The organism is Pelagibius sp. 7325, from assembly GCF_037652055.1.
In the GTDB taxonomy this organism is placed as follows: domain Bacteria; phylum Pseudomonadota; class Alphaproteobacteria; order Kiloniellales; family Kiloniellaceae; genus Pelagibius.
The window spans coordinates 232,400-248,968 of the sequence record NZ_JBBKAH010000009.1 but is presented as its reverse complement, the minus strand read 5'-3'; the positions used below and the strand labels follow the sequence as shown (position 1 = coordinate 248,968).

Below are 16,569 nucleotides of genomic sequence, written 5' to 3'. Positions count from 1 at the left end.
ACCCTCAGGAGGCGTTGTAGCCGTGCACCGTGGCGTGGATGGCGCGCAGCTTGCCGAGCAGTTCGGCGGCGCCGTCGAGGGGCAGGCAGCTGGGGCCGTCGCAGAGCGCCTTGTCCGGGTCCGGGTGGAACTCCAGGAAGACGCCGTCGGCACCGGCGGCCACGGCCGCCGCGGCCAGCACGGAGACGCCCTCGCGCCGGCCGCCCGAGGCGACGCCGTCGGCGTCCTTCTGGGCGCCGGGCAGCTGCACGGCGTGGGTCGCGTCGATGGTGACCGGCGCGCCCAGCCTGTGCAGCTCCGGGATCGCCAGCATGTCGACGATGAGGTTGTTGTAGCCGAAGCTGGAGCCGCGCTCGCAAAGGATGGTCATGTCCTTGGCGGCGGCTTCCTCAATCTTGCGCAGGATCGAGTGGCAGTCCCAGGGCGCTAGGAACTGCGCCTTCTTCACGTGCAGCAGGCCCTGGTTCTTCAGGGTCGCCTGGGCGGCGGCCACCACCAGGTCGGTCTGGCGGCACAGGAAGGCCGGGATCTGCACCACGTCGGCGACCGCGGCCACGGGCTCGGCCTGATCGACCTCGTGCAGATCGGTGCAGATCGGCACGCCGAACTTCTCCTTCACCTCGGCCAGGATCTTCAATCCCTGTTCCATGCCGGGGCCACGATAGCTCTTGAAGGAGGAGCGGTTGGCCTTGTCGAAGCTGGCCTTGAAGACAAAGGGCAGATCGAGGGCCGTGGTCACCTTCTTCAGGTGGTCGGCGGTCTCAAGCGCCAGGTCGCGATCCTCCAGGACGTTCAGGCCGAGAATGCAGAACAGTTTCTGGCCGCTGCCGATCGACAGGTCCCATTTGCGGAGGGTGAGCTGCATGAAGAAGTCCTCTGGTGCGGGAAAACAGGAACAAGGCCGCCGAGACGGGGCAGGGACGCGCGCCGCTGCTTCTTAGCGGTCGCCCCGGCGCGCCGCAAGGGGGCCTTGCGCGGCCGGCGCGGCAGCACGGGAAGGCAGCGCCGTGCAATTTTTCAGAGAATCAACGCAACATTAAGACCTTTATGAGGGAATTCCTTCTTGGTTTGCTGTCCTTTTTGTTTGATTCGCCAGCCAATTGCGCCGAGCCGGCGTCTACCGTGGAGAGATGTGTGAGCAGAGCTAAGTTTCCCCGGATCCGTGATTTGAATCTGCGAAGCAAGATTCTCGGCCTCGTGGCGATCCTGCTGGCCATCGTGGCGATCAACGCCGCGATCACACTGTGGAAGCTGGATCGCATCGGCGGCGAAATCGCCGACGTGGCCGAACTGGACGTTCCGCTGACCCGCCTGGTGACCGACGTCACCGTGGCGCAGCTGGAGCAGAACTCGCGCTTCGAGCGGGCGCTGAGTGCCGGCTCGGCACTGACCACCTCCGCGGCGCAGCAGCCCGGCTTCGAAGAAGCGCGGCGCAGCTTCGCCGAGTTCGGCGAAAAGGCGGAAGCGGCGCTGGCGGCTGCCAGCGACCTCGCACGCCGCGCGGCTTCCCTGGCGCACAGCGACGACCAACGCAAAGAGTTCACCGATGTGCTGGCGCGCCTCGACAGGATCGGAGCTCTGCACGAGAGCTACCAGGAACACGTGGAGCAGGCCCTGGAGCATCTCGCCGCCGGCGACATTCAGGATCTGAAGACCTTCATCACCAGCACCGAGCATGAGCAGGACGCGCTCGAGCAGGAACTGACATCTGTGCTGCAGGAACTCGGCCGCTTCACCGACGCTGCCGCGCACCAGGCCGAGGCCGACGAACAGCGTGCCGTGCTGCTGCTGTCGATTGTCTCGGCCATCGGCCTCGCGCTCGGCATCGGCCTCGGCGCGCTCATGGCCGCCGCGCTGACGCGCCCGCTCATCCGCGCCGTCGCCACGGTGAAGGCGCTGGCGGCCGGCGACACCTCGGTAGCCCTGACGGTCGACTCGCACGATGAAGTCGGTCAGCTGGCGGAGACCATCGAGGTCTTCCGCCAGACAACCATCAAGGCCAACGCCCTGGCCGAGCAGCAGAAGGCGGAGGAGGCCCGGCGCACCAGGCGCCTCGAGCAGCAGGCGGCGCTGACCCGGCGCTTCGACGAGAATATCGGCGATGTCCTGAAGACCGTCTCGGCGGCCGCCGTCGAGATGCATGCCACGGCGGAATCCCTGACCTCGACGGCGGAGGAAACCTCGGCCAGCGCGCGCACCGTCGCGGCGGCGTCGCAGGAGGCCTCGGCCAACGTGCAGACCGTTGCCGCGGCGACCGAGGAGCTGTCGGCGGCCATCACCGAGATCAGCAACCAGGTCGCCCACTCGACGTCGGTCGCCCAGAACGCCGCCACCCAGGCGGTGGATGCCGACCTCGACATGCAGCACCTAAACGAGGCCGCCGAGCACGTCGGCAAGATCATGGCGCTGATCCAGGACATCGCCGAGCAGACCAATCTTCTGGCGCTGAACGCTACCATCGAGGCGGCGCGCGCCGGTGAGGCCGGAAAAGGTTTCGCGGTGGTGGCCGGCGAGGTGAAGTCCCTGGCCACGCAGACCGGCAAGGCGACCGAGGACATCGCCCGCCAGATCACCGACATGCAGACCGCGACCGGCAGCGCGGTCGGGCGCCTGAAGAGCATCACCGAGACCATCGCCGGCATCCGGGAGGTTTCGACCGGCATCGCCTCGGCGGTCGAGCAGCAGACCGCGGCGACCCAGGAAATCGCCCGCAACGTGGAGCAGGCCGCCTCCGGCACCGAAGACGTCGACAGAAACATCTCCGCGGTTTCCGTGGCGGCCACCGAAACCGGCCGCTCGGCCAAGGATGTCCTCGACGCCGCCGAGCAGCTCTCGCGCCAGGCCGAAGTCATGCAGGCGGAGGTTCAGGCCTTCCTGGATGGCATCCGCGCTCTGGACGAACCGGCGGGGGACGCGCAGGCCACCGCAGCCTGAAACGGCACCGCGCAACCCCTGACAAGTGTATACGAACGATTAATTATAACTTTTTAAGCGAATTTATTTGAAGATCAGTCCGGTCGCCGGTTGCTGGGAGCCGGTGCTTGGGTGGACGTGGAAAGATTTCAGACATGCGCATTCTCCTGATATTCGCTGTGACCGCGCTGGCGGCGGCGGCGCTTTCGGACTCCGTCTGGGCGGCGGTGAGCGAGGCCGACCTTGAGGCATTGCGCCAGGAATTCCAGGCTGCGCTCGACGAAAAGCAGACCAACATCGACCACGTCTGGACCATGCTGGCGGCCGCCCTGGTCTTCCTCATGCAGGGCGGCTTCCTGCTGCTGGAAGCCGGCATGGTGCGCTCCAAGAACTCGATCAACGTGGCCCAAAAGAACATCGCCGACTTCATCATTGCCGGCTGCGCTTTCTGGGTGCTCGGCTTCGGCCTCATGTTCGGCCCCTCCCAGGGCGGCTGGTTCGGTTTCGAAAGCCCGTTCTGGAATCACAGCGGCGACTGGGACTTCACCTTCTTCGTCTTCCAGCTGGTGTTCTGCGGCACGGCGGCGACCATCCTCTCCGGCGCGGTGGCCGAGCGCATGCGCTTCGGCGGCTATCTCATCGCCGCCGTCTGCGTGGCGCTGTTCATCTATCCGGTCTTCGGCCACTGGGCCTGGGGCAATCTGCTGATCGCCGACAACACCGCCTGGCTGGCGGACCTGGGTTTCATCGATTTCGCCGGCTCTACCGTGGTGCACTCGGTCGGCGGCTGGATCGGCCTGGCCGCCATCGTGGTCGCCGGCGCGCGCATCGGGCGCTTCGACGAGAACGGCAATCCGCTGCCGATCCACGGCCATAGTGCGGTGCTCGCCACCATGGGCGCCATCATTCTCTGGGTCGGCTGGATCGGCTTCAACGGCGGCTCGACCACTGCCGGCACGCCGGCCTTCGCGCACATCGTCTCCAACACCATTCTCTCGGCCTGCTTCGGTGGCGCGATCGCCATGGCGATCGGACGCTGGCATGAAGGCCTGCACCGCCCCGTGTGGCCGATCAACGGCGTGCTCGCCGGCCTGGTCGGAATCACCGCCGGCTGCGACGTGCTGGACACCTACGGCGCCATCGCGATCGGGCTCACCAGCGGCGTGGTGGTGTACTATGCCACGGTGTTCCTGGAGCGCGTGCTGAAGCTCGACGACGCTGTCGGCGCGGTCGCTGTCCACGGCGTCTGCGGCGCCTGGGGCACCCTCCTGCTGGCCTTCCTGATGCCGGCGGATGCGCTCGGCGAGACCAGCCGCCTCTCTCAGATCGGCATCCAGGCCCTCGGTGTCGGCATCGCCTTCGCCTGGGCTTTCGGCAGCGGCTACGTGGTGTTCAAGCTGATCGACGTGACCATGGGGCTGCGCGTCTCGGCCGCCCATGAGTTGGAAGGCCTGAACTCCGCCGAGCACGGCACCACCCTGGGCACCGGCCTGCTGCAGCAGGCGTTGAACGACCTCGCCATGGGCAATGCCGACCTCAGCCGGCGGCTCGACGAGAGCACCGGCGACGAAGCGGCGGAGCTGGCCATCTCCTTCAACCACCTGATGGCCAAGCTGGAAGAGATGATCGACGGCATCGCCGGCGGCGCGCAGCGCCTGGTCGCGGCCTCGGGCGATCTCAACCGCACCTCGGGCCTGCTCAGCAGCAGCTCCCAGGGCATGCTGAGCCGCGCCGAGGACGTCGCGCTGACCACCGAGCGGGTTTCCGGCAACGTCGAGAGCATGGCCTCGGCCGTCGGCGGCGTGAACAGCAACGTCGGCGACATCTCCGGGCACGCCACCGAGGTCTCCGAACACATGGCCGTGGTCTCCGCGGAGGTGCGCAACATGGCCGCCGCCATGGAGGCGATCGCCAGCGGCGCGCGCGATGCAAAGGCCATCGCCGATACGGCGGTCGGCCGCGTCACCGAGGCGACCGGCACCATCAACACCCTGGGCGAGGCGAGCGACCGCATCGGCGCGGTGCTGGAGGCGATCCGCAAGATTGCCAAGCAGACCCGCATGCTGGCCCTCAACGCGACCATCGAGGCCGAGCGCGCCGGCGTTGCCGGCAAGGGCTTTGCCGTGGTCGCCGGCGAGGTGAAGCGCTTGGCCGACGACACCGCCGCGGCCACCGAGCAGATCGAAAACCGCATCGAAGAGATCCGCGGCGGCACCGGCCAGGCGGTTTCCGCCATCGGCGCCATCAGCGATGTCATCGACCAGGTGAACAACGCGGTCTCCGGCATCTCCGGCTCGGCCGACCACCAGATCGAGGTGACCTCGACCATCTCCGGGCGTATCGCCGATGCCGAGGCGCGCGCCGGGCGCATGGCCGAGCGCATCCGCGAGGTGGCCGACACCGCGCATTCGGTTTCGGCCGAGGCGCAGCGCGCCGCCGAGGGCACCCGCTCGGTCACCACCGACCTTGCCGAGGTGAAGCAGGCGGCCTCCGAGGCCAGCAGCGGTGCCGCGACGGTCAGCAACGCCAGCGCCGATGTCTCGGCCATCGCCGACCAGCTGCGCGATGCGGTGGGCCGGCTGGGCGCCGCCGGCAAGCTGGGCGGCCAGACCGGCTGAGTCCCGGCCAGGCGGGGCAGGGTCGGCGAATGTGGCGCTCTCGCCAAAACGCCTGAATCAAAAGGCAGTTATTCACCGCTTCTCCAACCGGAGGCCTGCTCCCCGGTCGACAAGACGGCCCGGCTCGCCTATAGCCTAGGCTCCATTTCTAGAGGGCTGAACCCCGGCCGGGGCCTCCAGCCTCCCCTAGACCAGCGTCCCCCTAAGATGCCGAGAGAGCCATGACCGCAATCATCGATATTCAGGCCCGGGAAATCCTCGACTCCCGGGGCAATCCCACCGTCGAGGTCGACGTCACTCTGGAAAGCGGCGCCTTCGGGCGCGCCGCGGTGCCCTCCGGCGCCTCCACCGGCGCCCACGAGGCGGTCGAGCTGCGCGACGGCGACGCCAAGCGCTACGGCGGCAAGGGCGTGCTGAACGCGGTGGACGCGGTGAACCACGAGATCTTCGACGTGCTCTCCGGCCTGGACGGCGAGGACCAGGTCCACATCGACCAGACCCTGATCGAGCTCGACGCCACCGCCAACAAGGGGCGCCTGGGCGCCAATGCCATCCTCGGCGTCTCCCTGGCCGTCGCCAAGGCGGCGGCGGAGGAGGCCGGCCTGCCGCTCTACCGCTACGTCGGCGGCACCTTCGCGCGCACCTTGCCGGTGCCGATGATGAACATCATCAACGGCGGCGCCCATGCGGACAATCCGATCGACATCCAGGAATTCATGATCATGCCGGTCGGCGCCGACAGCTTTGCCGAGGCGGTGCGCACCGGCTCGGAGATCTTCCACGCCCTCAGGAAGGGTCTGAAGGACGCCGGCCACAACACCAACGTCGGCGACGAGGGCGGCTTCGCGCCGAACCTCAAGTCCACCGACGAGGCGCTCGGCTTCATCGCCAAGGCGACCGCGGCCGCCGGCTACAAGCTGGGCGACGACGTCATGTTGGCGCTCGACTGCGCCTCCACGGAGTACTTCAAGAAGGGCAAATACAATCTGGCCGGCGAAGGCAAGGTGCTGGACGCCGGCGGCATGGTCGACTACCTGGCCGAGCTGTGCAGCCGCTATCCGATCCTCTCCATCGAGGATGGCATGAGCGAGGACGACTGGGAGGGCTGGGCCGCGCTGACCGAGCGCCTGGGCGCCAGCGTGCAGCTGGTCGGCGACGACCTCTTCGTCACCAATCCGGAGCGCCTGCGCGAGGGCATCGGCAAGGGCATCGCCAACTCGATCCTGGTGAAGGTGAACCAGATCGGCACCCTCAGCGAGACCCTGGAAGCGGTGGAGACCGCGCACACCGCCGGCTACACCGCGGTGATGTCGCACCGCTCCGGCGAGACCGAGGACAACACCATCGCCGACCTCGCCGTCGCCACCAACTGCGGCCAGATCAAGACCGGCTCGCTGTCGCGCTCCGACCGCATGGCCAAGTACAACCAGCTGATCCGCATCGAGGAAGAGCTCGACACGGCCGCCCTCTACGCCGGCCGCTCGGTGCTGCGGGGCTGACCGCCCTTCGATGCCGGAACCGGTATTCCCGCTGCCGCCGCTGCGCCCCGGGGTCGTGCCCCGGGGCGACAGCCCTGGTGCGGGAGGGGCGCGTTGAACCAGCAGCAGAGGAAATGAGTCCAAAACGCGAACCTCGAGGGCCTTCGGGAAACCCCGAGTCGTTTTTTGAATCTAATTGGAATCCCTGACTCTTTTTCCCTTGCCCGGCGAATCGGGATGTGATTCGTTCGGGTCATGAGATTGCTCCGCGAAATAAAGTCAAGGGCCCGGGTGGCGGCACCGCAGGTGCTCGCCGCCTGCACGGTGGCCTACTTCGCCTATCATGCGCTGCACGGCGACCGCGGCTTCTATGCCTGGATCATGCTGAAGCAGGAGCGCGCCCAGGTGACCCAGACCGCCGCCGCCGTGGCCGAGGATCGCGCGCGCCTCGAACATCGCGTCAGCCTGCTGCGCCGCGAGCACCTGGATCCCGATATGCTGGAAGAACGGGCCCAGGCGCTCTTGAACTTTGGGGCCGCGAGCGACCATATCATCTTTCTCAGCCCCGATCTGCGGCGCGACGGCAGCGAACCCTAAACAGATCGCTTGCCGGCAGGAGCCGCTTTAACTTATTTCACGTTAATTGTTGATTTTCTTATGAGAATCAACGAATTAACCAAGATTGCCAGCCCTCCCGCTTTGCTGTAGACTGCACGCAAAGAGGCGGTTCTCCACCGCCTCGTTTCCTTTGCGCCAATGCAGGGAGTCCCCTATGGCAGAAAGCAAATCGGCGGCCGGCAAGGCCGGCGGCAAACGCAAGACCGCCGCGTCTCAGGGCAAGGCAGCCGTCAAGGCCAGCGTCGAGGACCTCCAGAAATACTACCGTGACATGCTGCTGATCCGGCGCTTCGAGGAGAAGGCCGGCCAGATGTACGGCATGGGCCTGATCGGCGGCTTCTGCCACCTCTACATCGGCCAGGAGGCCGTGGTGGTCGGCGTGCAGGCGGCCATGGGGCCCAAGGACACGGTGCTGACCTCCTACCGCGACCACGCCCACATGCTGGCCTGCGGCATGGACTCAAAGGGCGTGATGGCGGAGCTGACCGGCCGCGAGGGGGGCTACTCCAAGGGCAAGGGCGGCTCCATGCACATGTTCAGCCACGAGAAGCGCTTCTACGGCGGGCACGGCATCGTCGGCGCCCAGGTGCCGCTCGGCACCGGCTTCGCCTTCGCGCACCGCTACCTGAACGAGGACGCGGTCTCGGTCACCTACCTGGGCGACGGCGCGCTGAACCAGGGCCAGGTCTACGAGTCCTTCAACATGGCGGCGCTGTGGTCGCTGCCGGCGGTCTACGTGATCGAGAACAACAAGTACGGCATGGGCACCTCGATCGAGCGCTCCTCGGCGAAGTCGACCGAGCTCTATCACCGCGGCCAGGCCTACGGCATTCCCGGCGTGCAGGTCGACGGCATGGACGTGCTGGCGGTGCGCGAGGCGGCGGAAAAGGCGCTGGGTCACGCGCGCTCCGGCAAGGGCCCCTACATCATGGAGATGCTGACCTACCGCTACCGCGGCCACTCCATGTCCGATCCGGCCAAGTACCGCTCCAAGGAGGAGGTGCAGAAGGTGCGCCAGGAGCGCGATCCCATCGAGCGCCTGCGCGGCATCATGATCGAGCGCAAGGTGATGGACGAGGCCAAGCTCAAGGAAATCGACAAGGAAGTGAAGGCCATCGTCTCCGAGGCGGCGGACTTCGCCCAGACCAGCCCGGAGCCCGATCCTTCGGAGCTCTACACCGATGTTTATGTCGACGCCTGAAGGCGCCTGACGGCTCACAAAATGCAGCGCGGGGCGTTGGCCCTGGACGAACTCCCGGAGGGGATATGCCTATCGAAGTACTGATGCCGGCGCTCTCGCCGACCATGACCGAGGGTAAGCTGGCCAAGTGGCTGAAGAAGGAAGGGGACGAAGTCTCTTCCGGCGACATCCTGGCCGAGATCGAAACCGACAAGGCGACCATGGAGGTCGAAGCCGTCGATGAAGGCGTGCTCGGCAAGATCATGGTGGCTGAAGGCACCGACGCGGTGCCGGTGAACCAGGTGATCGCGGTGCTGCTGGAGGAGGGCGAAGACGCCTCGGCCATCTCGGATGCGCCCAAAAAGGCGGAAGCCAAGCAGCCCGCCGAGAGCCCCGCCGAAAGCAAGGCACCCGAAAAGCGCGACGACAAGAAGGACGAGAAGCCGGCCGGCAGCGCCCATGCCGCGCCGCCCAAGGAGCCGTCGCCCGAGGCCGAGCCGGAGTGGACCGGCGCCACGGTCAAGCAGACCGTCCGCGAGGCGCTGCGCGACGCCATGGCCGAGGAGATGCGGCGCGACGACAAGGTCTTCCTGATGGGCGAGGAAGTCGCCGAATATCAGGGCGCCTACAAGGTCAGCCAGGGCCTGCTCGACGAGTTCGGCGCGCGCCGCGTCGTCGACACCCCGATCACCGAGCATGGCTTCACCGGCCTGGGCGTGGGCGCGGCGATGTACGGCCTGCGGCCCATCGTCGAGTTCATGACCTTCAACTTCGCCATGCAGGCGGTCGACCAGATCATCAACTCGGCGGCCAAGACCCACTACATGTCGGGCGGCCAGGTCTCCTCACCGATCGTGTTCCGCGGCGCCAACGGCGCCGCCGCGCGCGTCGCCGCCCAGCATTCCCAGTGCTATGCCTCGTGGTACGCCCACATCCCCGGCCTCAAGGTGGTGGCGCCCTATTCGGCAGCCGACGCCAAGGGCCTCTTGAAGTCGGCCATCCGCGACGACAATCCCGTCATCTTCCTGGAAAACGAGATCCTCTACGGCCAGAGCTTCGAGGTCCCCGACGACAAGGACTGGACGGTGCCGATCGGCAAGGCGCGTGTCGCGCGGCCGGGCAAGGACGTCACCATCACCGCCTTTTCCATCATGGTGGGCAAGGCGCTGGAAGCGGCCGAGAAGCTGGCCGAGGAAGGCATCGACGCCGAGGTCATCGACCTGCGCAGCCTCAGGCCGCTGGATACCGAGACCATCATCGCCTCGGTGAAGAAGACCAACCGCATCGTCACCTGCGAGGAAGGCTGGGGCTACGCGGGCATCGGCTCCGAGGTCGCCTCGGTGGTCATGGAGCAGGCCTTCGACTGGCTCGACGCGCCGGTGAAGCGCATCGCCGGCAAGGACGTGCCGATGCCCTATGCCGCCAACCTGGAAGTTCTGGCGCTGCCGCAGGTGGACGACATCGTCGCCGGCGCCAAAGAAGTCTGTTACCGCGACTGACGCGGCGGGGAAGGGAACCGACCAATGCCGATCAACATCCTGATGCCGGCGCTGTCGCCGACCATGACCGAAGGCACGCTGGCCAAGTGGCTGGTCAAGGAAGGCGATGAGGTCAGCTCCGGCGACATCATCGCCGAGATCGAGACCGACAAGGCGACCATGGAGGTCGAAGCCGTCGACGAGGGCACCGTCGGCAAGCTGCTGGTCTCCGAAGGCACCGACGGCGTGCCGGTGAACAAGGTCATCGCCGTGCTGCTGGAGGAGGGCGAGGACGCCTCGGCCATTCCGAGCGATCCGCAGGCCGACGCGCCGGCGCCGAAGACGTCGGAGGCAAAGCAAGAGGCGGCGCCCAAGCAGGAAGCCAAGCCGGAGAAGCCGGCCGCGTCGGGCAACGGCGCCGCGGCGCCGGAGAAGGCCGCCGCGTCAGCCGCTCCGGCGGCGCCCAAGGGTTCCGACGGCCGCATTTTCGCCAGCCCGCTGGCCCGCCGCATCGCCAAGGAAAAGGGCGTCGACCTTACCGCCGTGAAGGGCAGCGGCCCGCACGGGCGCATCGTGAAGGCCGATGTCGAAGGGGCCCCGAAGAGCATGGGGCCCGGTGCGGCGGCTCCTGCCGCGCGCGAAGCCGCGGCTGGCGCGCCGACCCCGGCGGCTCCCGCCGCGGCGGCAAGCGGCCCGGGCGCCAAGCAGCTCGCCGACATGCTGGGCATGACCTACAAGCAGGAGCCGCTCAGCGGCATGCGCAAGGTGATCGCCAAGCGCTTGACCGAGTCCAAGCAGCAGGTGCCGCACTTCTACCTGACGGTCGATTGCGAACTGGACGAACTGCTGAAGGTGCGCAAGGAGCTCAACAGCCGCTCCGACGAATACAAAATCTCGGTGAACGACTTCGTCATCCGCGCGGTCGCCCTGGCGCTGAAGAAGGTGCCGGCGGCGAATGCCTCCTACGACGAGTCCGGGCTGCTGTTCTACGAGCACGCCGACGTCTCGGTCGCCGTGGCGACGCCCAACGGCCTCATCACGCCGATCGTGAAGAAGGCCGAGACCAAGGGCCTCGCCGGCATCGCCAACGAGATGAAGGATCTCGCCGGCCGGGCGCGCGATGGCAAGCTGAAGCCGGAGGAATACCAGGGCGGCACCTTCTCGGTTTCCAATCTCGGCATGTTCGGCATCAAGGACTTCGCCGCGGTCATCAACCCGCCGCAGGGCTGCATCCTGGCGGTCGGCGCCGGCGAGCAGCGCCCGGTGGTGAAGAACGGTGCGCTCGCCATCGCCACGGTGATGAGCTGCACGCTCTCGGTCGACCACCGCGTGGTGGACGGTGCCGTCGGCGCCGAGTTCCTCGCCGCCTTCAAGAAGCTGATCGAAGACCCGCTTTCCATGCTGCTGTAGGCCGCTGCCGGCACAACACCGCAACCCGAAGCGAAAGGCCGTCCCTCCATGCGAAGCCTGCCGGTCCTGTTGCTCCTGATGCTGCTTGGACTGCCGCTGCCGGCGGCGGCCGAGAGCCATACCAGCGGCGTGCAGGAAAGCTTCCTGGCCTACAAGGCCGCCATCCTGGCGTCCGACGGCGAGGCCGTGGCGGATCTGGTGACGCAGGAATCGCGCGACTACTACCGCAAGCTCGCCGACCAGGCCCTGACCCTGGACCGCGAAGCGCTGCACAAGATTCACCTGAGCGACCGCCTGAACGCCATGCTGCTGCGCCACAGCCTGGAGCCAGAGCAGCTGGAAAGCATGAGTGGCGGCGCGGTGGTGTCTTACGCGGTGGACCGCGGCTGGATCGGCCGCGGCGGCGCCGACCAGCTGCAGCTCGGCCACTACCAGGTGGACGGTGACCGCGCATCCGGGTCGATCCTGCGGCCCGACGGCGAGGCCAGCCCCTTCAAGATGGAGTTCGAGAAAGAGGAGGGGCGCTGGCTGCTCGACCTTGTCGCCCTCACGCAGCTCACCCGCGCCGCCTTCGAGTATTCGGTTCAGCAGACCGGCCTCAGCGAGGACGAGTTCGTCGTCCTGATGCTTGAGCATGCCAGCGGCCGCAAGCCCGGCCCCGAAATCTGGAGCCCGCCGCGATGAAGCTGCACCTCGTCCTTGCGATCCTGATGCTGGTGGTCGCCGCGCCGGCCGCCGCGCAGTCAGACCCGGCAGCCGTGGAGCAGAGCTTCGAGGCCTACAAGCAGGCGCTGATCGACGGCGACGGCGCCGAGGCGTCGAAGCTCACGTCCTCGGACACCCATGCTTTCCTGAAGCAGACGCTGGACCGCGCGCTGACGATGCAGGAAGCGGAAGTTCGCGCCCTGCCGCTGCTCGACCAGATCTCCGTGCTGATGCTGCGCCACAATATGAAGGCCGACGACCTGCGTGCCATGAAGGACGGCGATCCGGTCGCCTACGCCGTGGATCACGGATCCTTCGACATGAACGAGGTGCAGAAGCTGGAGGCCGCCGACTTCACCGTCACCGGCACACAGGCGCAGGCGCCGCTGTCGAACCTCAAGGGCTCGCCGATCCCGGTGAACGTCTACTTCAAGGAGGAGGCGGGCACCTGGCGCTTCGACCTGCTGTCTTCCATCGCGCCTTTTCGGGCGGTCTTCGATGCGCAAGCGGGGCTGCTGACGAACCTCAACGGCCCCGGCGGTCAGGGCGCCGTGGTGCCGCTGATCCTGCATCTCATCACCGGCCGCGCGCCGGACGCCAACATCTGGAACCCGCCGGGATGAGGGGACGATATCGATGCATTGCCCGCAGGAAACGCGCGACACTGCCGCCCCAAAGGCTGTCGTCCCGGCACTTGATGCCGGGACCCAATGGCCTATCCGCGAGCCGGGCCGTAGTGGTATCCCCGAGCGTGGCAGACAGGACCGAGAACGCAATATCGCACGGCAGTGCCATGCACGACCGGTAATGGGTCCCGGGGTCAAGCCCCGGGACGACAGTCGTGCGGGGGCCATGGCCTAGAGGAGAGTTTACGTGGCTGATACGAACTTCGATCTCATCGTCGTCGGCGGCGGGCCGGGGGGCTACGTCGCTGCAATCCGCGCCGCGCAGCTGAAGATGAAGGTCTGCGTCGTCGAAAAGCAGCACCTGGGCGGCATCTGCCTCAACTGGGGCTGCATCCCGACCAAGGCGCTGCTGCGCTCGGCGGAGATCTACCACTACATGCAGCACGCTGACGCCTACGGCCTCTCGGCGGAGAAGGTCGGCTTCGATGCCGGCAAGGTGGTGCAGCGCTCGCGCGCCGTCTCCAAGCAGCTGAACAGCGGCGTCGGCCACCTCTTGAAGAAGAACAAGGTCACCGTCGTCGACGGCGCCGCCAAGCTGAACGGCCCCGGCAAGCTGACCGTCACCAAGGACGGCAAGAACATTGGCGACCTGACGGCGCCGCACATCATCCTGGCGACCGGCGCGCGCCCGCGCGCGCTGCCGGGCATCGAGCCGGACAAGAAGCTGATCTGGACCTACTTCGAGGCCATGGTGCCGGAGAAGATGCCGAAGACGCTGCTGGTCATCGGCTCCGGCGCCATCGGTATCGAGTTCGCGTCCTTCTACCACACCATGGGCGTGGACGTGACGGTGGTCGAGGTGATGCCGCAGATCCTGCCGGTGGAGGACGAGGAGATCGCCAAGCACGCCCACAAGCGCTTCGAGAAGATGGGCATGAAGATCATGACCGAAGCCAAGGTGACCGGCGTGAAGAAGGGCAGCGACAACGTCACCGCGACCATCGAGGACAAGGCCGGCAAGAAGTCCGAGATCACCGTCGACCGCATCATCTCCGCCGTCGGCGTGCAGGGCAACATCGAGGACATCGGCCTGGACACCACCAAGGTGAAGACCGACCGCGGCTGCATCGTCATCGACGAGTACGGCCGCACGGCGGAGAAGGGCATCTACGCCATCGGCGACGTCGCCGGCCCGCCGATGCTGGCCCACAAGGCCGAGCACGAGGGCGTCATCTGCGTCGAGAAGATCGCCGGCCTCAACGACGTCCACCCGATGAAGAAGGAGCAGATTCCCGGCTGCACCTACTGCCACCCGCAGGTGGCCAGCGTCGGCCTGACCGAGAAGAAGGCCAAGGAGGCCGGCTACGAGGTGAAGGTCGGCCGCTTTCCCTTCATCGGCAACGGCAAGGCCATCGCCCTGGGCGAGCCCGAGGGCCTGGTGAAGACGGTGTTCGACGCCAAGACCGGCCAGCTGTTGGGCGCCCACATGGTGGGGGCGGAGGTCACCGAGCTGATCCAGGGCTACGTCGTCGCCATGGGCCTGGAGACCACCGAGGCCGAGTTGATGCACACGGTCTTCCCGCACCCGACCCTCTCCGAGATGATGCACGAGTCGGTCCTTGACGCCTATGGCCGCGTCATCCACATGTAACCTGAGTTGCGGGTGGAAACAGTTGGAAAAAGATCTCTTTCCTTGCCCTGCCTGCGGGTTTTGCGTGTTTGAGACCGAGTGGGGCGGGTTTGAGCTTTGCCCGCTGTGCGGCTGGGAAGATTGCCCGGTCCAACTGCGAGACCCGATCTATACTGGCGGAGCGAACATAAACTCGCTCGCGGTTGAACAGGCCCGAGCTCTGAAGAAATACCCTCTGGGTATTGATATCTGTAAGGGGTTCAAGCGCGCCTCCGATTGGCGCCCTCTGAACGAGGCGGATCTGAAACGACCACCTGCCGAGAATGAGAGCCCGTATTACTGGTGTAGGTAAGAAGGGTCGTTGGAAGCTAAGATAGAGCGATGAGCACGAGCGAAACCAAGCCCCCCCGCGTCCGCCACCCCGAGAAGGCCCACAAGCCCGACCAGGAGGTGAAGCGCAAGCCGGCCTGGATCCGGGTGAAAGCGCCGGTCTCCAAGGAGTACCAGGCGACCCGCGCGGTGGTGAAGGAGAACGGCCTCCACACCGTCTGCGAGGAGGCCGCCTGCCCGAACATCGGGGAGTGCTGGGCGCAGCGCCACGCCACCATGATGATCATGGGCGGCATCTGCACGCGCGCCTGCTCGTTCTGCAACGTGGCGACAGGCAAGCCGAACGCCCTGGACCCCTTCGAGCCGACCAACGTTGCCACCGCCGTCGCCAAGCTGGGGCTGAAGCACGTGGTCATCACCTCGGTCGACCGCGACGACTTGGCCGACGGCGGCGCGCAGCACTTCGCCGACGTCATCCGCGCGGTGCGCGAGGCGGCGCCGGAGACCACCATCGAGATCCTGACGCCGGATTTCCTGCGCAAGGAAGGCGCCCTGGAAGTCGTGGTCGCGGCCAAGCCCGACGTCTTCAACCACAATCTGGAGACCGTGCCGCGGCTTTATACCGAGGTGCGCCCCGGCGCGCGCTACTTCCACTCGCTGCGCCTCCTGGACGAGGTGAAGCGCCTCGATCCCTCGATGTTCACCAAGTCCGGCATCATGGTCGGCCTGGGCGAGAGCAAGTCCGAAGTGCTGCAGGTGATGGACGACCTGCGTTCCGCCGAGGTCGATTTCCTCACCATCGGCCAATACCTGCAGCCGACCCCGAAGCACCACTTCGTCGACCGCTTCGTGACGCCGGAGGAGTTCAAGCAGTACGAGGCCATGGCCTACAACAAGGGCTTCCTCATGGTCTCGGCCTCGCCGCTGACCCGCTCTTCCTACCACGCCGGCGACGACTTCGCGCGGCTGCGCGCGGCCCGCGAGGCCAGGCTCGCCGCGGCGGGCTGATGGGGCGGGTTAAGCGCTTCGCAAGGTCAGGGTTCTAGTCTTCAGTTATGCCGATCCATAAAGAAAAGCGGTTGTTGCCCTATACCCCGGATCAGCTCTACGAGCTGGTTGTGGACATCGAGCGCTACCCAGAGTTCCTGCCCTGGTGCCTGGGCGCGCGGGTACGCACGCGCCAGGAAGACCTGATCGTCGCCGACCTCATCATCGGCTTCAGGATGTTCCGCGAGCGCTTCACCAGCCGGGTCGAGCCCGATGCGAAGGCTAACCGCATCGACGTCACCTACGCCGAGGGGCCCTTCAAGTACCTGGAGAACCACTGGGTCTTCGAGGACCACCCGGAGGGCTGCCTGATCGACTTCTACGTCGACTTCGAGTTCCGCTCCAAACTGCTGCAGAAGGTCATCGAAGGCCTGTTCCACGAAGCGGTGCGCCGCATGGTCACCGCCTTCGAGACCCGCGCCCGCGACCTCTACGGCGCGTCGGGGACGGTGCCGAACCCTCAGACCAACGAGGGATAGCCGCCGGCCGCTGCCGAAAGAATCGTGCGTAGTCTCGCCAGCACCCGCTAGACTTGG

Annotated in this window: 14 protein-coding genes; 13 read left to right on the top strand and 1 reads right to left on the bottom strand. The window is 66.7% G+C overall.

Annotation, left to right across the window (positions count from 1 at the left end; translation table 11 throughout):
• Positions 1 to 4: 4 nt before the first annotated feature.
• Positions 5 to 865 (bottom strand): 3-deoxy-8-phosphooctulonate synthase, encoded by an 861-nt coding sequence (kdsA, locus tag WDC82_RS19565; RefSeq protein WP_340119075.1) that lies wholly within the window; start codon positions 863 to 865, stop codon positions 5 to 7.
• Positions 866 to 1,167: 302 nt separating this feature from the next.
• Between kdsA and WDC82_RS19560 the strand changes: the two genes are divergently transcribed.
• From WDC82_RS19560 to WDC82_RS19505, 13 genes are all read left to right on the top strand, one after another.
• Positions 1,168 to 2,934 carry a methyl-accepting chemotaxis protein gene (locus tag WDC82_RS19560; RefSeq protein ID WP_340119074.1) on the top strand — a complete coding sequence of 589 codons (1,767 nt, stop codon included), beginning with the start codon at positions 1,168 to 1,170 and terminating at the stop codon, positions 2,932 to 2,934.
• A gap of 134 nt (positions 2,935 to 3,068) precedes the next feature.
• A complete protein-coding gene (amt, locus tag WDC82_RS19555; protein ID WP_340119073.1) occupies positions 3,069 to 5,531 on the top strand; it encodes an ammonium transporter in 2,463 nt (820 codons plus the stop codon).
• 221 nt (positions 5,532 to 5,752) lie between these two features.
• Positions 5,753 to 7,030 carry a phosphopyruvate hydratase gene (gene eno / locus WDC82_RS19550; protein ID WP_340119072.1) on the top strand — a complete coding sequence of 426 codons (1,278 nt, stop codon included), beginning with the start codon at positions 5,753 to 5,755 and terminating at the stop codon, positions 7,028 to 7,030.
• A 270-nt stretch (positions 7,031 to 7,300) separates the two neighbouring features.
• Positions 7,301 to 7,606, top strand: a complete 306-nt coding sequence (locus WDC82_RS19545) for a septum formation initiator family protein (protein WP_340119071.1) — start codon at positions 7,301 to 7,303, stop codon at positions 7,604 to 7,606.
• A 175-nt stretch (positions 7,607 to 7,781) separates the two neighbouring features.
• Positions 7,782 to 8,828: a pyruvate dehydrogenase (acetyl-transferring) E1 component subunit alpha gene (gene pdhA / locus WDC82_RS19540; protein WP_340119070.1), complete on the top strand. Its 1,047-nt coding sequence runs from the start codon at positions 7,782 to 7,784 to the stop codon at positions 8,826 to 8,828.
• A gap of 65 nt (positions 8,829 to 8,893) precedes the next feature.
• Positions 8,894 to 10,306: a pyruvate dehydrogenase complex E1 component subunit beta gene (locus tag WDC82_RS19535; protein WP_340119069.1), complete on the top strand. Its 1,413-nt coding sequence runs from the start codon at positions 8,894 to 8,896 to the stop codon at positions 10,304 to 10,306.
• A gap of 24 nt (positions 10,307 to 10,330) precedes the next feature.
• Positions 10,331 to 11,695 (top strand): pyruvate dehydrogenase complex dihydrolipoamide acetyltransferase, encoded by a 1,365-nt coding sequence (locus tag WDC82_RS19530; protein ID WP_340119068.1) that lies wholly within the window; start codon positions 10,331 to 10,333, stop codon positions 11,693 to 11,695.
• 48 nt (positions 11,696 to 11,743) lie between these two features.
• On the top strand, positions 11,744 to 12,379 hold the full coding sequence (locus WDC82_RS19525) for a hypothetical protein (protein ID WP_340119067.1): 636 nt from the start codon (positions 11,744 to 11,746) through the stop codon (positions 12,377 to 12,379).
• Positions 12,376 to 13,023, top strand: coding sequence for a hypothetical protein (locus WDC82_RS19520; protein ID WP_340119066.1), 648 nt, complete (start codon positions 12,376 to 12,378; stop codon positions 13,021 to 13,023). Before WDC82_RS19525 ends, WDC82_RS19520 begins: the two co-directional genes overlap by 4 nt.
• A 250-nt stretch (positions 13,024 to 13,273) precedes the next feature.
• Positions 13,274 to 14,677, top strand: a complete 1,404-nt coding sequence (gene lpdA / locus WDC82_RS19515) for a dihydrolipoyl dehydrogenase (RefSeq protein ID WP_340119065.1) — start codon at positions 13,274 to 13,276, stop codon at positions 14,675 to 14,677.
• On the top strand, positions 14,655 to 15,008 hold the full coding sequence (locus tag WDC82_RS25210) for a CPCC family cysteine-rich protein (protein WP_367576134.1): 354 nt from the start codon (positions 14,655 to 14,657) through the stop codon (positions 15,006 to 15,008). Before lpdA ends, WDC82_RS25210 begins: the two co-directional genes overlap by 23 nt.
• 29 nt (positions 15,009 to 15,037) lie before the next feature.
• Positions 15,038 to 15,994, top strand: coding sequence for a lipoyl synthase (gene lipA / locus WDC82_RS19510; protein ID WP_340119064.1), 957 nt, complete (start codon positions 15,038 to 15,040; stop codon positions 15,992 to 15,994).
• A gap of 47 nt (positions 15,995 to 16,041) precedes the next feature.
• Positions 16,042 to 16,512 carry a type II toxin-antitoxin system RatA family toxin gene (locus WDC82_RS19505; RefSeq protein ID WP_340119063.1) on the top strand — a complete coding sequence of 157 codons (471 nt, stop codon included), beginning with the start codon at positions 16,042 to 16,044 and terminating at the stop codon, positions 16,510 to 16,512.
• Positions 16,513 to 16,569: the final 57 nt, after the last annotated feature.

Coding starts and splice junctions, on each gene's coding strand:
- kdsA (WP_340119075.1), bottom strand. CDS start 865: ATGCAGCTCACCCTCCGCAAATGGGACCTGTCGATCGGCAGCGGCCAG.
- amt (WP_340119073.1), top strand. CDS start 3,069: ATGCGCATTCTCCTGATATTCGCTGTGACCGCGCTGGCGGCGGCGGCG.
- eno (WP_340119072.1), top strand. CDS start 5,753: ATGACCGCAATCATCGATATTCAGGCCCGGGAAATCCTCGACTCCCGG.
- pdhA (WP_340119070.1), top strand. CDS start 7,782: ATGGCAGAAAGCAAATCGGCGGCCGGCAAGGCCGGCGGCAAACGCAAG.
- WDC82_RS19535 (WP_340119069.1), top strand. CDS start 8,894: ATGCCTATCGAAGTACTGATGCCGGCGCTCTCGCCGACCATGACCGAG.
- WDC82_RS19530 (WP_340119068.1), top strand. CDS start 10,331: ATGCCGATCAACATCCTGATGCCGGCGCTGTCGCCGACCATGACCGAA.
- WDC82_RS19525 (WP_340119067.1), top strand. CDS start 11,744: ATGCGAAGCCTGCCGGTCCTGTTGCTCCTGATGCTGCTTGGACTGCCG.
- WDC82_RS19520 (WP_340119066.1), top strand. CDS start 12,376: ATGAAGCTGCACCTCGTCCTTGCGATCCTGATGCTGGTGGTCGCCGCG.
- WDC82_RS25210 (WP_367576134.1), top strand. CDS start 14,655: ATGGCCGCGTCATCCACATGTAACCTGAGTTGCGGGTGGAAACAGTTG.
- lipA (WP_340119064.1), top strand. CDS start 15,038: ATGAGCACGAGCGAAACCAAGCCCCCCCGCGTCCGCCACCCCGAGAAG.
- WDC82_RS19505 (WP_340119063.1), top strand. CDS start 16,042: ATGCCGATCCATAAAGAAAAGCGGTTGTTGCCCTATACCCCGGATCAG.